We start from the raw sequence: 21,360 nt of genomic DNA on the forward strand, positions 1-21,360 counted from the left end.
TGATCCTTATAAAATAACAAGCCGAATATTATGACATATCGATATAAACAAGGGAATTGATTGAGTGGCTTAGTTCGGATAATAATGATACTTTCACTAACTTGTCATTCGCTTTAAAAATAACGATAAAAATAATGAAATTTAGCCGATCGCATTTTCTTTTGCTTGGGCCAATATTAGCTCTAGCATTTTATTACTTTCTTCATTTTAATTCCGTCGCGGATAAACCCGCGATTGCAGCTGCAATTACTTTGCTCACTGTGATCTGGTGGGTAAGTGAAGCTATTCCTATTCCGGCAACCTCATTAGTGCCGTTCGCTTTACTACCTTTATTTGGGATTTTAGATCATAAAGCGGTGGCTGCCTCATTAGGAAGCCATGTCATTCTGTTATTGATGGGAGCATTTATGCTCTCTAAATCACTGGAGAAAAGTGGAGCTCATGAACGGCTTGCCGTTTATATGATTCGCCTAGTTGGTGTTTCAAGTGGCAGGCGTTTAGTGCTTGGTTTTATGCTCGCTAGCGCATTTTTAAGTATGTGGATTTCAAATACAGCTACCACGTTAATCATGCTACCTATGGCGTTGGCTATTTTAAGCCATGTCGATAATAAAAATCTTAAAGTGGCTTTGATACTTGGTATCGCCTATGCCGCTAGTGTCGGTGGCTTGGGAACGCTAATTGGTACTCCGCCTAATGTTATTTTTGCTGGTATTTATGAAGAGCATACCGGGCAAGAGTTTGGCTTTGTTGATTGGATGAAAATAGGTGTACCAGCGGTACTCATTGCTATTCCTATTATGGCGTTTTGGCTGACGCGCAAGGTAAAGTTAACACAGGATATCGTGCTACCTACTCTAGGGAGCTGGAGAATAGAAGAGAAGCGTACCTTGATTGTTTTTGGTTTAACAGCGTTTGCTTGGATCACTCGAAGTGGGCCCTTTGGCGGCTGGAGTGGCGTTATTGGCATAGAAGGCGTGGGTGATAGTACTGTCGCTTTATTTGCTGTTGTTGTAATGTTCATGATCCCTAATGGCAAAGGTAGTCGCTTGCTTGATTGGCCAACTGCGAAAAATATTCCTTGGGATATGTTGTTGTTATTTGCTGGTGGTATCGCCCTTGCTAAAGGGTTTTCGGCTTCAGGTTTAAGTACGATTTTAGGAGATTGGTTAACGTCATTATCAAGTTTACCGCCCATCTTGATGATGTTAACGATTTGCTTATTTGTGACTTACCTTACTGAAATAACGAGTAATACAGCGACCGCGACTTTATTAATGCCTATTTTAGCGGTAGCGGCAATATCTACCGGTTTAGATCCTTCTGTATTAATGATACCTGCTGCAATGGCTGCCAGTTGTGCTTTTATGTTGCCAGTAGCAACAGCGCCTAATGCTATAGCCTATGGTACAGGTGAGATCGCTATTAAAACTATGGTAAAAGAAGGGGCTATATTAAGCTTTATCATTTCAGCCATGATAGCGATGGTGTGTTATTTTTTTCTTGTTTAGTGTTCTCTTGCTAGCAGGAAGTTTTATTAGCATGGTAAACTAGGGCGATTTTTAATTTCCCTTTATTTTTCTATTAGGTAAAAGTGTTTTCATGAGTGTTTCAGGTTTAAACCGTATTGAGAAAAAAGCCGCGTTTTCGTTAGCCAGTGTTTTTGGTGTGCGCATGCTGGGGCTATTTATGATTTTACCTGTGTTTGCCATTTATGGTGAGCAACTGAGTGGCTATAGCCCGTTATGGTTAGGTATCGCTATTGGCGCTTATGGTTTAACACAAGCATTATTACAAATTCCTATGGGAATACTTTCTGACAAGTTTGGCAGAAAGCCAGTAATTTTAGCCGGGCTACTGATTTTCTTATTGGGTAGTATCGTTGCTGCACTTTCTACTAGTATTTATGGTGTGGTAATAGGTCGAGCATTACAAGGGATGGGAGCAATAGCCAGTGCTATCTTAGCCTTAGCTGCCGACTTAACGCGCGAAGAGCAACGACCCAAAGTAATGGCGACTATTGGTATGTTTATCGGGTTATCATTTACCTTTGCTATGATTCTAGGCCCTATTGTCGCCGATGCTTTTGGTTTAAGCGGGCTATTCTGGTTTACCGGCTTGTTAACTATATTGGCAATGTTAATGATTCAATTTATGGTGCCTTATTCAGTCAATAAAGCGCCACGTGGTGATAGTGTTGCTCTACCAGAGCAGTTATCCACCTTGATTCGTCACCCGCAACTGTCGAGATTAAATTGGGGAGTGTTTATTTTACATATGGCACTTACCGCTTGTTTTGTAACCTTACCTAAGCAATTCGTGGCTAGTGGTTTAAATCTTGAAGATCATTGGCAAATATATTTACCGACGTTATTGGGGTCATTCTTTTTAATGGTTCCCTTTATGATTTTTGCTATTAAAAAGCAGCAAGAGAAAGGTATGTTTACTGCTGCTGTTGCTTTATTGTCTGCGGCATTATTTTTACTGTGGATATTACCTAGCTCGTTTTGGAGTTTAGTGATTACCGTGGTGTTATTCTTTACCGCCTTTAATTATTTAGAAGCGACCATGCCTTCTATTCTATCCCGAATAGCCCCTGCAGGTGTAAAGGGTAGTGTAATGGGGATTTATTCCAGCAGCCAATTTTTAGGTGCTTTTGTCGGCGGCATTCTTGGTGGTTATATTGCCAGCCAATATGGCGAGCAAAGTATATTTTTAGCTATGGCTGTTATTTGTTTAATATGGCTAGGGTTAACTTTTGGTATGCAAAAGCTGAAAAAATCGAAAAGTTTCACTTTTGCTACCAATATTGATTGTGATGAAAGAGCGGATGAAGTCGCTGAATTGCTGATAAATATGCCGGGTGTTATTGAAGCCACTTTAGTGCATGATGATGTTATTGATTCTTCACAAAAAAGTACCGTTGTAGCGTATTTAAAAGTGGATGATAAAGCGGTGAACTTACCCGAAGTAAAAGCCATATTACAAAGCTAAGCTACTATCGCTATAAGCAAGATTTATAAACGAAACTTCCTTCTCTTGCTTATATAGCGCTTCTCTCCTCTTTGTAAATTGAACGTTCTGTTTGTTTTTTGTACGATAATGTCTTGGTATTTTTATTCTTTGCTATACTTTTTTGGTGTTCTAACTTAAGAACAGTAAAGAGGAATAGTTTATGTTTACTAATATAGTTAAAAAAATTATTGTCGTAATAACAACCTTGCTCGCAGGAATGGCCTTCTCGTTAGCTGAGCCTACTAGCGCTATGATTGACCGAGCTAAAGCCGCAGCCCCTTCGGGAGTGTCGAGTAATGCCACGATCATGATTAAGGGTAAAAAAGTCGTTAAAGGAAGCAATGGCTGGGTGTGTATGCCAGAAACGCTACCTGGCGATAAAAGCCCGATGTGCAATGACGCCTTGTGGATGAAAATGATGACAGCCGTAGGAGGGAAAAAGCCTTTCAAAGCTGATGGAGTTGGTATCTCGTATATGCTTAAAGGGGATATCGGGGCAGGAGTGAGTAATTCAGACCCTTATCATCCTAATCCTAAAAGTGCGCCTGATTATGTTGAAACCGGGCCACACTTAATGCTCATTGTGCCGAAAGAATTGTTAAAAGGTATGAATGATGATCCAACTACTGGTGAGCCTTACGTTATGTGGAAGGACACGCCATATGCTCACATCATGATACCAATCGCTGATAAGTAACGTTATGCCAATAACCATGCATTTAGCTAAGCAAGTAAATGCATGGTGTATTGTTCAACTTAATGAGATAGGGTGAACTTTAAAACTCGTAAGCCAAGTTGATCTGATAAGTTTTGTAATTGTTCACTCGAAACAGAGATGGTTTCAGATAAATTAGAGGTATTTCTTGCAACTTCTGCAATTGACATCAAATTACGATTTACTTCTTCTACTGCTATTGATTGTTGCTCAGCGGCAGTTGCTATTTGTCGATTCATACTATTAACTGCAATACTGGACTTTTTAATATCATTGAGTGCTAGATCAACATTGTTAGTATTAACAGCGCTGGCTTGTGCTTGAGTTTTTCCTAACTGCATTGACGATACTGCTTCTGAAGCTAATGCCTGTAATCTATTTACTACATTCTCTATCTCAAGCGTTGACTCAGCTGAGCGTTGGGCTAACGTTCTAACTTCATCTGCAACGACAGCAAAACCACGTCCTTGCTCTCCTGCTCGAGCAGCCTCAATGGCAGCATTTAGGGCAAGTAAATTTGTTTGATCGGCGATACTGCGAATATCATTGAGCATTGCTTCAATGTTATTACTTTCCTTGCTTAAATTTTGAATTATCACCCCTGATTGCTCAATGTCAGCCATGAGTTTGGCAAAACTTTTGCCATTCTCTTTGACTAGTTCATGGCCGTCAGATGAAGCCGATTCCGCAGATGATGAGGCCTTAGCTGCCTCTGCAGCGTTATAGGCTACTTCAGATACCGAGTCGTTAACTTGTGTCATTGCTGAGACAACTTTTTCACTATCGAATAATTGATGGTTAACTCCGGCAGTGGTTTGCTGGCTTGATGTTTTCAACTCCTTTGAAGCTTGTGCTAATTCTAACGACGAAGCTTTTACTTCGGTCATTAAACCATCGAATTCAGACATCATATCATTATAATTTTTAGCCATTTCACTGATTTCATCATTGCCAGAAACCCTAGCACGTAAACTCAAATCTTTTGAATTTGCAGCTAGTGTCATACGCTTTGATAAATGAGTAATGCGTTTAGATATACCATTGGCAATGAATACCAAGACCAACATGATTAATAAAATTAAACCTAATCCGAAAAGTATGTCGTTTAACTTTTTACTCTTGATATGCTGCTCAATATTTTCGAGAGACAGTTGGCTAAAGGTTTTTAACAATGTTTCACTTTGGTGAATGCTTTCTCGCATTTCGCCAAGAATACCTTGGCTACTTGTTAACCCGAATTTTTGCTCCGCTTGCACCAACTGTAAAAATTGTTGTTGATAATTATCAAGCGCTTGAAAAGCTTTTTGCTTAAAAGTACCTGTAGAGGGGCTATCGGATAATTTATTACGCATCAAAACGATGCGCTGATTAAATTTATCTACATACTTAAGGTCAAGCCTTAGCATAAAATCTTTTTCATGTCGTCGTAGCATCAACATAGTACGCATCAAACTATCTATCTCTACTGTAGAATTGGGAGCGGTTTCCTTTTCAGTAAGTAAATGTTCAATTTGATGGACTTCATTTCTCAATGAGCCATATAAACCATCTTTGGCATGAAGTCCGATTATGCGTTTTTGCTCAACTAATAGATAAAATCCATCATGGTATGCCTGAAGCACTTTTCTAAGCGCCATTATGCGCTCGTTAGACATTCCTATCGCTAATAGTTGTTGCTCAACTTGCCCTGCAGTCGCTATGATTTGCTGGTATGACTGCTTAAATTTAGTAAGGTACTTAAGATCTTTTCGGGCGATAAAATCTTTTTCATGTCGTCTTAGCATTAACATTTCAGCTTTTAGCTGAACCGTATACCTAGAGATATTGTTGAATTTTATCAAAGTCTCTGTAGCAGAATAGTTATAAGTGATTAATGTTGAAAACCCAATTACCGCCAATATAGCTAATAAACCTAACTTCCATTTTATTTTCAATCGATCCATCTAAACCTCTATTATTACAGAAATATTACAGTTATATTTCGATATTACGACAGGTTTGTTACAGTTTTATTACACTGTGTTTTGTACTTATAACCAATTTATCTATGTCTAACAATAAGTTGTATTACAGATTTGTCGAAGCTGGGTGAGGGTAGTTGAATAACTTGGCTTGAACATTTTTACATTCAGGAGCTTTATCTGAATATTCTTGTGGACACGTTATCTCAATATCTGCACGCCTTGTCGCAAAAAAAATCATCCTTAGCTAGCTGTGCTTATAATCGAATTGGTGTTACATGTCTGTTAGGTTACTATAATCAGCACTATGGATGAATCGACGATTGAAAGCTCTCTTGAGTTAGAGCCACAAACATTTTCAAAGCAAAGCCACCAATTCTGGACATTACAGATTGCGGGTTGGCTTGGTTATGCTTTTTTTGTTTTTGTTGCCATCATTAGGCCGCAATTTTACGAGCCCAATTTTAACCTCTCAGGGCAAATCATTAATTTGATTATCGAAACCATGAGCGGCTTCATTTTATCTTATCTTCAATGGTCGTTTATCCGTAAAATTGTTCATTTTCCCCTGAAAAAAATGCTCTTTCTAAGCTTCTCTTTCGCCGCGGTACTTGGAGTAGTGTACAACATCATAAAGTTGAGCACTTTCAAAGTGATTGTTCATGAACAGCAATGGGACCAAGCTTGGGATATGCTGGAGTTTGGCGGTTGGTTACTTTTTTCACTAACCACTATGTTTGCTTGGACTTCTATCTTTTTTATCATGATATATAACACTAAGCTGCAAAAAGAGCATGAAATGCTGTTAAGGGCACAAACCTCTGCGAAAGATGCGCAATTGCAAATGCTTAGATATCAGCTAAACCCCCACTTTATGTTTAACACCATGAATGCCATTTCTACGCTTATTTATAAAAATGACAATGAAAAAGCCAATGAAATGTTAGACAAATTGTGTGAGTTTTTTCGTTATTCATTAGATAATAATGCTAACAATAGAACTAATTTAGAAAGAGAATTGCAGCTTTTAGAGCTTTACCTCACTATTGAAAAAGTAAGATTTGCCGACCGGTTAACGATAGACATGCACATTAGTGATTGTGTTTTGCAATGTCAAGTACCGAGTATGTTGTTGCAGCCTTTAGTGGAAAACTCCATTAAATATGCCATAGAGCCTCGCAAGGAAGGTGGTACTATTACCATTAATGCTTTCGAACAAGACGAGCGCTTAATTATTAATGTCTCAGATAATGGTGATGGGCAGAATCAAACAGTTAATACCGGATTTGGTATTGGCATAAGCAATACTAAAGCACGATTAGATGCTATGTTTAATGGTGACTATGAAATAAATATTGTTGAAAACGAATACCAAGGACTGACAGTAACCTTATCTATTCCTTTTGAGAGAATATCATGAGTGCAGCACCCTTAACGGCCATTATTGTTGATGATGAACCCTTAGCATTAGAGGGCTTAAGATTACGGCTTGAAAAAATACCTGAGATTGAGGTTATTGCTGAGGCGAGTGATGGTGATCAGGCAATCGTGTTATGTCAGGAGCACTGTCCCGATGTATTATTTTTAGATTTACGTTTGCCAGGTCTTAACGGTATTGAAGTGGTACAAGCCTTACAAACGGATATTTTACCCATGGTTGTTTTCGTCAGCGCGTATGGTGAGTATGCCATTGATGCTTTCGAATTAAATGCCATCGATTATGTAATGAAGCCGGCGAATTTAGGTCGCTTGAAAAAAACAGTTGAACGGTTATTAGCAAAATACAATCCTATTGAGCCTAATAAAGAAAGGGATAAGTTTAAGTTACTGCACGCATTGGGGGAAACATCGGGTATTGCTATCTCTGAATTAGAGAACTGGCTTGAATCGGACCAACCATTACCAACTTCTTTTTGCCAAGAGTTAATCATCAAAAACAGTGATAATGAAAAAGTATTTTTGCCAGTGAATACCATTCGTTGGATTGATGCCGCCGGCGATTACATGTGCGTACACACAGAAAATGAAACTCATATAGTGCGTATCACCATGAAAAAGTTAGAAAGTCAGTTGGATGAACGTGTATTTAAACGGATACATAAATCAACATTAGTCAATGTTAACTGTATTAAAAGCGTTCGTGCCCTGCGTAATAGCGAAAGTATTTTAGAGCTAGGAGATGACATCCATCTTAAGGTAAGTCGTAATTTCAGCTCTGCCATTCAAGCATTAATTGAGTCAAAACAACTTTAATTAAACCGAGCTCAGGTAAATTAATAGTAACAAACCTGTTAACGTGTTTTTGTCCCGCTTTATCGTCCCAAGATAACAATTTTTAACCACACCGCGTTAATGTCACCTGATGGCGCATTTCAATTGTAACCCTATCGTCACTGGCACAGTATGAAGCTAGGGGATAGCTTATTCGCATTGCAAATTTCTAGCGTATAACTATTTAACTATCGTTTGCTTTATTGAATGTATAACAACTAAAAAACATCAACAAAGTATGGTTAAGTAATTGGAAATCAAACTATGATAAAAGTTACAAAAAAGATCACACAGCTATGTGTGCTAGTTTCAGCAGTATCGCTAACCGGGTGTGGTGGTGATGTTGCAACGAAAACAGATTCAAGCAAAATTGATCCCACTCAACCTGTCAGCGATTGGGAGCTGGTATGGAGTGATGAATTTGATGGTAGTTCAATTGATGCTAACAATTGGACACATGAAGTCAACTGTGACGGAGGCGGTAACCAAGAGAAACAGTGTTACACCGACAGTGATGAAAACTCATTTGTTAGTGATGGCACTCTGAAAATTGTTGCTTTGCCGGCTGAAGAAGGCGCAGCACAACCATATACTTCAGCACGTATAATTACTCAAAACAAAGCTGATTTTGCTTATGGTCGTTTTGAAGTAAAAGCTAAACTTCCAAGTGGACAAGGCAGCTGGCCAGCATTTTGGATGATGCCAACAGATTCGGTTTATGGCGGTTGGCCAAAATCGGGCGAAATAGATATTCTAGAAGCAGTAAACTTAAAAACAACCGATGAAGATGGTCTTGTTGAGAACAAAGTTTACGGTACGCTTCATTATGGTCAAGAATGGCCAGACAATGATCACTCAGGCACCTCATACACATTAGCCGATGATGCTAACCCTGCTGATGATTTTCATACGTATGCTATTGAGTGGCAAGAAGGGGAAATACGTTGGTATGTTGATGGTTACTTATATCAAACACAGCGCCAATCAGAAGTGCGTTATAACAGCAATGATGAAGCTGTAGGTCTTGCTCATCGTGGCTGGTATACCGAATTTTTCGATGCCATTACTGGTGAGTTAACGACTCATTGGGATTCAGCGCCTTTTGACCAGCAGTTCTTTATGATTTTGAACTTTGCTGTAGGTGGCAGCTGGCCTGAGAATGTTAACAACTTAGGCGTTGATGCTACTGCATTTGAAAACGGACAAACCTTTGAAATTGATTATGTTCGCGTTTATCAATGTATTCAAAATCCTGATACCGGTAAAGGTTGTGAAACCGTACGCGGTGGTTATGACAGTCTTGAAGATGCTTTGATTGAAGGTGCAGCGCCAACACCATCATTACCTTCAGTTGCTTTACCAGAAGATTTAACCATTTTTTCAGGCACTGAAAACCCCAACTGGCCTGCATGGGATTGTTGTGGTGGTTCAACACCTGCCATTGCCGCTGATGCTGAAAAAGGCGATGTCATGGAGTTTACTGTTGGCGCCGATCCAACGGTAAATGGCTTTATTACTAGAGCAGATAATATTACTGACCCTGAAGGTGAAGCGAGTCCATTTGATGCTTCTCCTGCTGTAGAAACGGGTTCAATTTCCTTTGATCTTAATATCACTAGCATGCCAAACGATGCGAGTGCTGCTTGGTTTTTTAAAATTGAATCAGACAATGGCGACACCGCTGTTGATTTTGAGCTATCTGAAAGTGTCGAAGCTGTCACGCCAACTGAAGGTGTATGGCAAACCTATACTTATTCTTTACAATCAATAGCTGATGCTGGCTTAGACTTAAGCGCGATTGATGTCGTGATGGTTTTCCCTGCTTGGGGTGCTGGCGAAGGGGCGGTGTATCAGTTAACCAATGTAGAAATTGATTCAGGTGTTTCAACTTCATCACCCAAAGTAGTGCTTTTTGAAGATGAAGAAAACCCTAGCTGGCCAATGTGGGACTGTTGTGGTGGTTCAACACCTATGGTTGCTACTGATGAAGACGATGCTCACGGTGTTGTAGCGGAATTTTCTATTGGCGCAGAGCCAACAGTGATGGGCTTTATCTCAAGAGAAGCAAATATCACTGACCCAGAAGCACAGCCTGCTCCTTTTGATGCAAGTAGTATCTTATCAAATGGTGTTGTGCAATTTGATATGAAAGTTACCAACATGCCAAACGATGCCGGTGCTGCTTGGATGTTCAAAGTAGAGTCTGATAATGGCGATACTGCGGTTGAATTACCTATTTCTGAAAGCGTTGAAGGTGCTGCGCCTGTTGCAGACCAGTGGCAGACTTATACTTTTAATTTGTCTGACTTAGCGACTGCCGGTTTAGATGTTAGTGCGATAGATGTTTTGATGGTGTTCCCTGCATGGGGCGCTGGTGAAGGGGCTATTTACCGTATCGACAATGCTCAAATCTTTGATCCCAATGCGGCTGATGATTACGCGGGTTTTGTGTTGTTTGATGAAGCTGCACGAGATGAGTGGAGTATTTGGGATTGTTGTGGTGGCTCAACGCCAACACTAGAAAATGATGATACAGCTCATGGCATTACTGCTGAATTTATTATCGGCGCTTCTCCAACCGTGATGGGTATTCTTGCGGATGATGATGTTTACCTTGATGCTTCCTCTCTAGTTGCCAATGGTGTGGTGCAATTTGAAATGAAAGTTGTAACGGCACCTAACGATGCTAGTGCTGCTTGGTTATTTAAAATTGAGTCGGGTGATGCAACAACTGCGGTTGAATTGAACTTATCAGACAGTCAGGAAGGGCTAGACCCAGTGGTAGGTGAATGGCAAACCTATACCTACTCTTTACAAAGTTTGTTTGATGCAGGCTTTGACCCAAGTGCTATTGATGTCTTGATGGTGTTCCCTGCTTGGGGTGCGGGCGAAGGCGCGGTTTATCGACTAGATAATGTTGAGATAACTGCGCAATAAACTCGTGAATTAAAAATGTTGTGCGGTAGTCACTAGAGACCAGAAAACCTAGTTAACAGCTACCGCAGCTTATAAAAACTAATTTTAAGAAAGTAGGGTAACAATGAAACATACACAATTTTCAAAAAAACGCTTAGCCGTTTATATCTCTGCAGCAATTACTGCAGGTTTTAATACTCAATTGATGGCAGAAGAAGCGGCATTAGAAGCCGCACCAAAAGAAGAAGTAGAAGTGATTGAAGTACAAGGTATTCGTGGTAGCTTAACGCGAGCGATGAATATCAAACGCGATATGTCAGGTGTGGTTGACGCCATTTCGTCTGAAGAAATGGGTAAATTTCCAGATAGTAACTTAGCAGAATCTTTACAACGTATTACCGGTGTTTCGGTAAGTCGCAGCAATGGTGAAGGTAGTCAAATTACCGTGCGTGGTTTTGGTCCAGATTTTAACTTGGTTACTTTAAATGGCCGTCAAATGCCAGGTACAGGTAATAGTCGTTCTTATAACTTTGAAAACTTAGCATCAGATGGCGTGTCGTCATTAGAGGTGTATAAAACAGCTCGAGCTGATAAGCCGACTGGTGGTTTAGGGGCGACAGTAAATATTGTAACTGATAAGCCATTATCACGTCCTGGGCAAAAATTATCAGTATCAGCAAAGGCAATTCATGACAGCTCTAATGTTGAAGGGGATGATGTTACTCCTGAGCTTTCAGCTTTATATTCAAATACTTTCGCGGACGAAAGTATTGGTTTTGCGTTTTCTGTTAATCACCAACGACGTGATTTTCAACAACAAAATGCTGGTATTCAAGGTTGGCAAGCCAATGTTGCGCTGCCAACAGATCTTGATGAAGAAAATGTGATTGACCCTCGCCCAATAGATGATGAAGGTAACCGAATTGGTGATCACTTCTTTCCACGCGATATGAACTATAGCATTTCAGATTTTCAGCGTGAGCGAACCAATGGCTATGTGGTTTTTCAATATGCACCAATTGATGATTTGATTTTCACGGTTGATTATACCGCGTCAAAAGCTACTACAGGCACAAACTCTATTGGTTGGGGTATGTGGAATGATTACGGTGGTAATATAAATGGTTATGAAATTGATGAAAATGGTACGGTAATTTACGCTGATATAAGTGGTAATGATGGTTCTTTTAGTGCTAACAGAAGTACCACTGAAGTCGAAGCTGAATCTATTGGTGTTAACATCGATTGGATCGCTAGTGATAGTTTATCATTCACTCTTGATTACCATAACTCTTCAAATGAAGCTGATAACGGTAAAGATAAGGGCATGGATAGTGCTGGGTCGTTAGTACTAGGATCAGATCAATTAAGTACTAAAATTTATGACTATCGCACGGGAGAAATACCGCATGCTGAAATTATTTGGAATAACGGTACTAATGTTTTAGCACCGAGCGAAATTGACTCGCATTTTAGTCAATTTATTCACTCACCAGGTAAGTCAGAAGTAGAGCAAATACAGTTTGATGGTATATGGGAAAATGATTCATTTAATATTCCATTAGTTGATATTAAGTTTGGTCTAGCTAGAACTGAGCAAAAAATGAGTGGTTCAAGCGCCTGGAGTGGTTTAATCGGTGGTTTCTTATTTAACCCTAATTTTACAGCCATGTTACCAGATGGCATGTTCACTCGTCATGATACTAGCGACTTTTTAGATGCATTTGATGGTGGTGGTAATGATTTAGCAACCAATTATTATTACACCTTTGATTTTAATGAGTTAGTTGCAAGATCCGAAGCCTTTTTAACCAATGAAGTATTGGGTGGCGACGATTACTTTGCTACCACGGCTTATCATGATATGGGTACTCAATCGGCAGGTTCAGTGCAAGAAGATACTACCAGTGTTTATATACAAGGTTCACTAGAGTTTGATGTTTTTGATTTTCCAGTACTAATGAATTTGGGTGTTCGTTATGAGCAAACAGACGTAACCAGCCGAGTACTGCAACCTGTACCAACAGAAGTATGGTGGCAAGGTGGTAGTGAATGGCACACTCAATACCTTCCGGGTGAAAACAACTACCTTGAACAAACAGGAGAACATGATGTTTTCTTGCCTATGATTGATGTAAAAGTTGACCTTACTGATGATTTAGTTGGCCGTGTTTCTTGGGGTAAAACAATTTCTCGTGCGCCTTTAGGTAATTTAGCCGGCGGGAGAAGTTTATCTGGCAGTCCTAGAATTGGCTCAAGAAGTGGTGGTGAAGGTAATACGAACCTTCAACCTTATGAGTCAACTAATTTTGATATAAGTTTTGAATATTATTACGACGAAAGTAGTTATGCATCAGTAGGTTACTTTAGAAAAGATGTTAAAAATTTCATTGGTAGTGAAGTAGTTTCAACTACTATTGATGGTTTTAATGATATTTACTTAGGACCACGCTGGGTACAAGCTGTGGCAGATCTAGAAGCAAATGGTGAGCAGGCAACGAATGATGCTATTTTTGCTCAAATTCAAGCGAATGGCTCATCGTTGAATGATCAAGGTTATTTAACTCCGAATGCTGATGATCCATTAATGATTTGGGATATCACTCGTCCATTTAATGACTCTGACAGTAAAACGGTAGATGGTTTTGAAGTTGCCGTTCAGCATCTGTTTGGTGAAAGTGGCTTCGGTGTAGGTGCCAATGCCACCGTGGTTGATGGTGATGTTGAGTTTGATGTTGATAGCTTAGAGCAACAAACGCCATTAACCGGTTTAAGTGATTCTGCAAACTTCCAAGTGTTTTATGAGAAATATGATCTATCAGTGAAGTTTACCTATGCATGGCGTGATGAGTACCTACTAGGTGTTGGTCAAGGTCAAGGTTCATCAGATAACCCTCCACAATTTGCCAAAGAGTTTGGTCAGTTAGATATGAGTGTTAACTATGACATTTCAGAAAACTTTACTGTTTTCTTTGAAGGACTTAATTTAAACAATGAAACAGAGCAAGGCTTTGGTCGTTATGAGGAGCAATTTTTATTCGCTCGTCAATACGGGCCTCGTTACACTTTAGGTGGACGTTATAGCTTTTAATTCTCATGCTTAAATAATAAGTGCTTTATCTGTGATAGAGCGCAAATTATTCTTCATACAATGAGTTACGTTGGTAAGGAAAACAACGCCAACCTAACTCATTGTCATTATAAATACCTAACAATAGGAGTTCACCTCATGGCTGGAACTTCGTTCACTTTAGAACAACCCAATAGCCAAGCAAAAGGGCTAAACAATACCAATAAATTTGCATTGTTCTCACTAACATCATTATTTTTTATGTGGGGATTTATTACCTGTTTAAATGACATTCTCATCCCGCATTTAAAGGCCATTTTCAATTTAACTTATACACAATCTATGTTGGTGCAATTTTGTTTTTTCGGTGCCTATTTTTTAGTGTCTTTACCTGCAGGGCGATTAGTTAAAAAAGTATCTTATCAAAAAGGTATTGTTATTGGTTTAGTGATTGCGGCCATTGGTTGCTTAATGTTTTATCCAGCAGCAAGCTATCATAGTTATAATTTTTTCTTATCGGCATTATTTGTATTAGCTAGTGGTATTACTATTTTGCAAGTGTCGGCCAACCCTTACGTCACGTTATTAGGCCCTAGTGAAACAGCTTCTTCACGACTAACGTTAACACAAGCATTTAATTCATTAGGCACAACTATCGCGCCATACTTAGGTGCACTTTTTATCTTAAATGAAGCAAGTCATGCAATGTCAGCCTCAGCGTCCGCAGATAGCGTAAAAATACCTTATTTAGTGCTCACGTCGATGTTGTTAATATTGGCGGCAATATTTGCATGGTTAAAATTACCCCAAGTAGAAGAAGCGAAAGTTGAAGAAAATGAAGTCATAGAGGGCTCTGCTTGGCAGTACCGCCATTTGGTTTTAGGCGCGCTAGGCATTTTTGTTTATGTGGGCGCGGAAGTGTCAATTGGCAGCTTTTTAGTGAACTTTTTTGGTGAAGCCGATATTGCAGGTTTAGCTGAATCTGAAGCGGCTAAGTACCTGACCTATTATTGGGGAGGGGCGATGGTGGGTCGTTTTATTGGTGCTGCGGTTATGCAAAAACTGGCTGCCGGAAAAGTGCTGGCGTTTAATGCGTTGATGGCAGTAGTGTTAATTGCTTTGGCTATTGTTAGCTCGGGGAGTTTGGCGATGTGGTCAATACTTCTTGTTGGTTTATGTAACTCTATTATGTTTCCGACAATATTTAGTCTGGCATTAAACGGCTTAGAAAAGCACACCAGTCAAGGGGCTGGCATACTGTGTTTAGCCATAGTTGGCGGTGCAATAGTGCCATTACTGCAAGGCTTAGTGGCTGATAGTCTCACTGTGCAAGTATCCTTTATTTTACCTCTAGTTTGTTACTTATATATCGTATTTTACGGTGTGAAAGGCAGCAAATTCTCCCTTGTTACTAAATAATAAATTTCGCGAGAACATGATGAAGTCCTTTATCTTCCCTACTAAAACTGCATTGTTGATGCTTTTTCCTATGGCCATCTTAGGTTGTAATCAAGCTGAGACTAATGTTGAAACCAAAAGCGCTATTACTGTCGCTACTGATAATAAACAAGTTGAAATATGGCCTAAATTACAATTTGACGTTAAAAAAGATCCGGCGATAGAGTCGCGGATTTCTAGCATACTAGCTACGATGACGTTGGAGCAGAAGGTTGCACAAATGATCCAACCTGAAATTCGCGATATAACGCCAGAAGATATGCGTCAATATGGTTTTGGCTCATACCTTAATGGCGGCGGCGCTTTTCCAAATAATAACAAACATTCAACACCGCAAGATTGGATAGAGCTTGGGGAAAAAATGTATCAGGCTTCTATCGATGATAGCCTTGATGGTAGTACTATTCCTACTATGTGGGGCACAGATGCTGTGCATGGACATAACAATGTCATTGGCGCTACTTTATTCCCACATAATATAGGATTAGGTGCGGCGAATAATCCTGAACTCATTGAGAAAATAGCGCAAGTTACGGCCACTGAAGTGATGGTGACAGGCATAGATTGGGTTTTTGCACCCACGGTTGCCACGGTTAGAGATGATCGCTGGGGGAGAACGTACGAAGGTTACTCGGAAGATCCTGAAATCGTAAAAAGTTATGCTAAGGCTATTGTACATGGTCTACAAGGAAAAGTAGGGCAAGATTTTCTTGCCGATAACCGTGTTATCAGTACAGTAAAACATTTTATCGGAGATGGCGGCACTGTTGATGGCGACGATCAAGGGGACAACCTAGATGATGAAGCCACCTTATTCAAACTCCATGCTCAAGGCTACATTAGTGGCTTAGCGGCAGGCTCTCAATCGGTAATGGCCTCATTTAATAGCTGGCATGGCGAAAAGAACCATGGCAGTGAATATTTACTTACTAAAGTACTCAAAGAGAAAATGGGTTTTGATGGTTTTGTGGTTGGCGATTGGAATGGTCATGGTCAAGTTAAAGGCTGTTCTAACGAAAGCTGTCCACAATCAATTAATGCTGGTTTAGATATTTTTATGGTACCTACCGATGCATGGAAACCGCTTTATGAAAATACCATCGCGCAAGTTAACCGAGGCGAAATTTCGATGGCTCGTATCGATGATGCGGTAAGTCGGATTTTGCGAGTGAAACTCAGAGCAGGGCTTTTTGAAAAACCAAGTCCAGCAATGCGCCAATTCTCAGGTAAAACTGAGCTTATTGGTAGTGATGAACATCGAGCCATTGCTCAGCAAGCGGTAAGAGAATCATTGGTTTTATTAAAAAATAAAGCTAGCTTGCTGCCTCTGTTACCTACTATGAGTATTTTAGTTGCTGGTGATGCCGCTAATAATATTAGCAAGCAATCAGGCGGTTGGACAATTACTTGGCAAGGTACGAATAATCAAAATAGTGACTTTCCTGGCGGTAGCTCTATCTATGATGGTTTTGCACAGCAAGTTAATGCCGCAGGCGGTAATATTGAACTTAGCGTAAATGGAGACTTTAAGAAAAAGCCTGATGTGGCGGTAGTTGTCTTTGGCGAAGAGCCTTATGCTGAAGGGCAGGGAGATAGGGAAAGCTTAGCCTACCAAGCAGGCGTGCAGTCAGATTTGGCTATATTGAAAAAATTAAAAGCGCAAGGCATACCCGTTGTGTCAGTATTTATCAGTGGTCGTCCAATGTGGGTTAATGCTGAGCTTAACGCCAGTGATGCTTTTGTTGCTGCTTGGCTACCAGGTAGTGAAGGTAAAGCGGTTGCCGATGTATTGTTAACTGATAGTGAAGGTAAAGCTCAGTATGATTTTACCGGTAAACTTTCTTTTTCTTGGCCAAAAACAGCAACGCAGGTAGTCAACCGTTTCGATGAAGATTATCAGCCATTACTCCCATATGGCTTTGGCTTAAGCTATAACGATGAGAATATTTTAGCAGATGATTTATCGGAAGTTTTTTCTGCAATAAGTAATCAACAAAATGGCGTGGCAATATATACAGGCAAAGTGATAAAACCATGGCAAATGTCATTAACCTCTGGTGAAAATACATTGCCCATTCAATCGAATAGCGCTAGTTTTCCTAATATCACTTATCGCACTGTTGATAAAGTGGTTCAAGAAGATGCATTTCGAATTGAGCTAACCGGTAGTGAAAAAGCAGGTATTCGATTTGCAGCATTTGATGAGCAAAGTATTCAGCTAGCTACAGAACAAATAGTCGATGCCGCCTTGTTATTTTCAGTGCAAAGAGACAGCGAGCTTAATGATAAAGTCATGGTGGCTATGCTATGTGATGGCGACGATACGGCAAAAAACAGTTGTCAGGCAGAAGTTGATATCTCTAAGACATTATCACAACTACCTAAAGGGCAATGGCATAACTTGGCTATTGATTTACAATGTTTTACTGAACAAGGTATCACAATGGATAAGGTACTAAGTCCTTTCAGTTTAGGCTCGAAAGGTGAGCTAGTATTATCTTTGAGTGATATAAAAATATCGGCTCAAGATGGGCAGGCTACCAAGGTGCAATGTCAATAAATACAAAGCTAAAATTACCAATAAAAAAGCGTTCATGCTACTGCTAGCATGAACGCTTTTTCAATATGCAATCTTAATGTAGGACGCTATATATAAACCACTTGATTTCTTCCGGCATCTTTAGCTTGATAAAGTGCTTTGTCAGCTCGACTTAAAAACTGAGCGACATTTTGGCCATCGTCATCACAATAATGAGTAACACCACAGCTAATAGTGACATTAATTTCTATACCATTACTGATGATTGGCTCAGCAGAAATGACTTGGCAAATACGCTGATATATTGATGTTTCAGAACTTGTATCCGTTGGTGTGACTACTAAAAATTCTTCACCGCCATAACGGCCTAACATATCGTACTCTCTAAGTGCACTTTGCATTCGTTTGGTTACTTCTTTTAAAACATCATCTCCAACTAAATGACCATAATTATCATTAATGGCTTTAAAATGATCGATATCGCACATGCCAATGCAAAGCACTTGCGGCTGACGAGCAAGACGCTTAACTTCTTTGGTGAGCGCAGACATAATTGCTCGGCGGTTTAGAATGCCGGTAAGTGAGTCGTAACAGGCTTGTTTGGTGAGTTTTTTTAAAGTGACATTCAACTTATCTTGCATTTCAATCATACGTTGACCGACTTGCAAGCGCACTTGTAGCTCGGCGCTATCAAAAGGCTTAGAGATATAATCACTCGCTCCTTTACTTAAGCCTTCAACAATATCTTCTGAAGAGTTTCTTGAAGTGAGCAGTAAAATATAGACTGGCTTCTCAGGGTTGCTGTTAGCTATTACACGTTCACACACTTCAATGCCATTCATTTTTGGCATTTCCCAATCAAGCAATATCAATTGTGGTGCGTCGTCTTGTTGCATTATTTGCCAAGCTTCTTCACCATCTTCTGCCATAACAACTTCATAGCCCCACTTTTTAGTGATGGCTAGTAGCATCATTCGTGATACTTGGCTGTCATCAGCAACCAATAGCTTCATATTTATCTCTCTCGTAAACGATTTAATTTAATGTAATCAACTCTATAAAGTTTAGCTGCTTTATTGTGAATTACACTGATTGTTTTGATATAACCTTGTTATTATTGCGATAATGCCTTTTTCATCTCGCTTTTTAGGCTGTTAAATGCCTCAATTAATGAGGTCATATTTTCTTTAATACCGTCAAGATTACCTGCCTTGCCTGCCTGTTCCATTTCAAGGGCTATTTTACTTAACGCTAGACCACCAACATTGGCAGAGGCGCCTTTAATTTTATGACAAACGGTGGCTGCCAGTTCAACATCATCATCGGTAATGCTGTCACTAAGCTCTTCAAGTTGAGCGTCCATATCTTGGTAATATATTTCGGCGACTGAAACCATTAATTCTTGATCGTTCATTAATCGCTTCGCCATATCTTCATAATCGAACACCATAAGGTTTTCTCCTTCTTTGGGAACTGCATCGATATTTTTTGGTTCTGACTTTTGTTGACCTATTTGATGTTTTGGTAACCATTGTTTTAACATTTTTACTACTTTTACCGGGTCAACTGGTTTAGATAAATAGTCATTCATGCCAACATCAAGGCATTTTTTTCTATCACCTGCCATGGCATTAGCGGTCATTGCGATTATGGCAATGTTAGTATTACTCAAACCGGTTTCAGGTGCTCTTATTTGTTTTGTCGCCTCATAACCATCTAATTCTGGCATTTGGCAATCCATAAATACTAAATCGTATTTAATTTCACTGCGTAGCGCTTCTATTGCTTCTTGACCATTAGCGGCTAAATCACAAGTGATACCAATAGTGCGTAATAACCCTTCGATGACAAGTTGGTTGGTAATGTTATCTTCGGCAACTAAAATATGCGCTTTAAATTGCACATTTTCTTTTGCTGAGTGACGAGTAATTATCTGTGGTGTTTCTTCTTTTAAACCTGAAACCATAAGTAATACATCAAACAATTCTGATTGATGTATTGGTTTAGTAAGATAACCCAAAAAGCCGACTTCTTTCATTTTAACTGCATCACCACGTTGTGCTTGTGAAGAAGCCATGATTAATTTTGTTTCAGATATTTCAGCAATATCTTGTATTTGACTACATAGCTCCATACCATCTTGCTCTGGCATATGCATATCAAGAATGGCCATTGTATAAGGTGATTCTGTTTTTGAAGCACGAAGTAGCTCTGTCATCGCGCCTTTAGCACTGTTAACGGTTTTGTGAGGAATCCCCCATATTTCATGCAGTTGATGCATCAACTCTAGGTTAGTGTCATTATCATCTACAATCAGTACTAACTCATTTTGTATATCGGTGTTATAAATGGGCGCTTCTTTTTGTTGAGTTGGAGTCGCTATGGTTAACGGTAGTGTAAACCAAAAGGTTGAGCCTTGCCCAAGCTCACTTTCAATACCTATTTCACCACCCATTAGCTCAACTAGCTTCTTACTGATAGATAAACCTAAGCCTGTACCACCGTATTTGCGGGTGGTTGAACTGTCCGCTTGGGAGAACTGATCAAATAAACTATCTTGATGTTCTTTTTTAATACCTATGCCGGTATCTTTAACTTCAAATCGGAATACTTTTTCACCAGTTGATTCGTTAATTAGATGAACATAAACAGCAACTTCACCTTGGTCGGTAAACTTAATCGCATTGCCGACTAAATTAGTAAGTACCTGTCTTATTCTACCGGGATCTGCTTTTACCCATTGTTGGATAACCGGAGTCGCAGGACAAATTAATTGCAAGCCTTTTTTATGAGCTTGTAAGGATAGGGTTGTACCTATATTTTCTACCATTTGCCCTAAATTAAATGGCAGTAACTCAAGGGTCATTTTACCTGACTCGACTTTTGAGAAGTCTAGAATATCATTGATGATCGCAAGCAAACCCACCGCAGAAGATTTGACGGTATTGGCTAATTTATTTTGCTCAACACTCAATGGACTATCAAGTAACAAGTTAGTCATACCGATAACACCATTCATTGGTGTGCGAATTTCATGACTCATATTGGCAAGAAAATCCGCTTTTGCTTCACTCGCTATTTCGGCGTCTTTTTTGGCTAACTCAAGCTTTTCGGCATTTTCTTTTTCTAAGGTTATATCAGTACGGATAGAGGTGAAACCGTCCAGTTTATTCTCTGCATTGTAGTTTGGCACTATGGTAGTATCTACCCAGTAATAATGACCATCTTTCGCTCGATTTCGTACTTGGTCATGCCAAATATCACCCGCTGAAACCGTATCGTACATATTCTTCCAATAACTTTTGGGTTGATTGTTGGAGTTCAGTAAACTGTGATCTCTACCAATAATTTCTTCTTCAGCGTAACCACTTATTTCAACAAACTTGTCATTAACGTAAGTGATTTTTCCATTATC

12 protein-coding genes are annotated in these 21,360 nt (G+C 39.6%); 9 read left to right on the forward strand and 3 right to left on the reverse strand.

Going from position 1 to position 21,360, the window contains the following annotated elements; genetic code table 11:
• Positions 1-134: 134 nt before the first annotated feature.
• The 3 genes from AC27IF_RS13680 to AC27IF_RS13690 all read left to right on the forward strand — a co-directional run bounded on the left by AC27IF_RS13680 (position 135) and on the right by AC27IF_RS13690 (position 3,712).
• The gene (locus AC27IF_RS13680) at positions 135-1,511 is read left to right on the forward strand and encodes an SLC13 family permease (protein ID WP_487054894.1); all 1,377 of its coding nucleotides are present in this window, start codon (positions 135-137) and stop codon (positions 1,509-1,511) included.
• A 91-nt stretch (positions 1,512-1,602) separates the two neighbouring features.
• The gene (locus tag AC27IF_RS13685) at positions 1,603-2,994 is read left to right on the forward strand and encodes an MFS transporter (protein WP_487054895.1); all 1,392 of its coding nucleotides are present in this window, start codon (positions 1,603-1,605) and stop codon (positions 2,992-2,994) included.
• A 181-nt stretch (positions 2,995-3,175) separates the two neighbouring features.
• A complete protein-coding gene (locus AC27IF_RS13690) occupies positions 3,176-3,712 on the forward strand; it encodes a hypothetical protein (protein ID WP_487054896.1) in 537 nt (178 codons plus the stop codon).
• A 59-nt stretch (positions 3,713-3,771) separates the two neighbouring features.
• Here the strand turns inward: AC27IF_RS13690 and AC27IF_RS13695 are convergent, their stop codons facing one another.
• Positions 3,772-5,673, reverse strand: a complete 1,902-nt coding sequence (locus tag AC27IF_RS13695) for a methyl-accepting chemotaxis protein (protein WP_487054897.1) — start codon at positions 5,671-5,673, stop codon at positions 3,772-3,774.
• 325 nt (positions 5,674-5,998) lie between these two features.
• Here AC27IF_RS13695 and AC27IF_RS13700 point away from each other — a divergent pair, with 325 nt between their 5' ends.
• The 6 genes from AC27IF_RS13700 to AC27IF_RS13725 all read left to right on the forward strand — a co-directional run bounded on the left by AC27IF_RS13700 (position 5,999) and on the right by AC27IF_RS13725 (position 17,966).
• Positions 5,999-7,111 (forward strand): sensor histidine kinase, encoded by a 1,113-nt coding sequence (locus AC27IF_RS13700; protein WP_487054898.1) that lies wholly within the window; start codon positions 5,999-6,001, stop codon positions 7,109-7,111.
• Positions 7,108-7,944, forward strand: a complete 837-nt coding sequence (locus AC27IF_RS13705; protein ID WP_487054899.1) for a LytR/AlgR family response regulator transcription factor — start codon at positions 7,108-7,110, stop codon at positions 7,942-7,944. The genes AC27IF_RS13700 and AC27IF_RS13705 overlap by 4 nt, the downstream gene beginning before the upstream one ends.
• Positions 7,945-8,226: 282 nt before the next feature.
• Positions 8,227-10,899, forward strand: a complete 2,673-nt coding sequence (locus tag AC27IF_RS13710; protein WP_487054900.1) for a family 16 glycosylhydrolase — start codon at positions 8,227-8,229, stop codon at positions 10,897-10,899.
• Positions 10,900-11,002: 103 nt separating this feature from the next.
• Positions 11,003-13,969 carry a TonB-dependent receptor gene (locus tag AC27IF_RS13715; protein ID WP_487054901.1) on the forward strand — a complete coding sequence of 989 codons (2,967 nt, stop codon included), beginning with the start codon at positions 11,003-11,005 and terminating at the stop codon, positions 13,967-13,969.
• Positions 13,970-14,107: 138 nt separating this feature from the next.
• Positions 14,108-15,367 (forward strand): sugar MFS transporter, encoded by a 1,260-nt coding sequence (locus AC27IF_RS13720; RefSeq protein ID WP_487054902.1) that lies wholly within the window; start codon positions 14,108-14,110, stop codon positions 15,365-15,367.
• 16 nt (positions 15,368-15,383) lie between these two features.
• The gene (locus tag AC27IF_RS13725; protein WP_487054903.1) at positions 15,384-17,966 is read left to right on the forward strand and encodes a glycoside hydrolase family 3 protein; all 2,583 of its coding nucleotides are present in this window, start codon (positions 15,384-15,386) and stop codon (positions 17,964-17,966) included.
• A gap of 86 nt (positions 17,967-18,052) precedes the next feature.
• Here AC27IF_RS13725 and AC27IF_RS13730 read toward each other — a convergent pair whose 3' ends face one another.
• Together AC27IF_RS13730 and AC27IF_RS13735 are read right to left on the reverse strand one after the other, a co-directional pair.
• Positions 18,053-18,958 (reverse strand): GGDEF domain-containing response regulator, encoded by a 906-nt coding sequence (locus AC27IF_RS13730; protein ID WP_487054904.1) that lies wholly within the window; start codon positions 18,956-18,958, stop codon positions 18,053-18,055.
• 101 nt (positions 18,959-19,059) lie between these two features.
• Positions 19,060-21,360: PAS domain-containing hybrid sensor histidine kinase/response regulator (locus tag AC27IF_RS13735; protein WP_487054905.1), on the reverse strand; the 2,301-nt coding region annotated here is incomplete at its 5' end.

Source organism: Colwellia sp. KS18-150 (genome assembly GCF_057551365.1).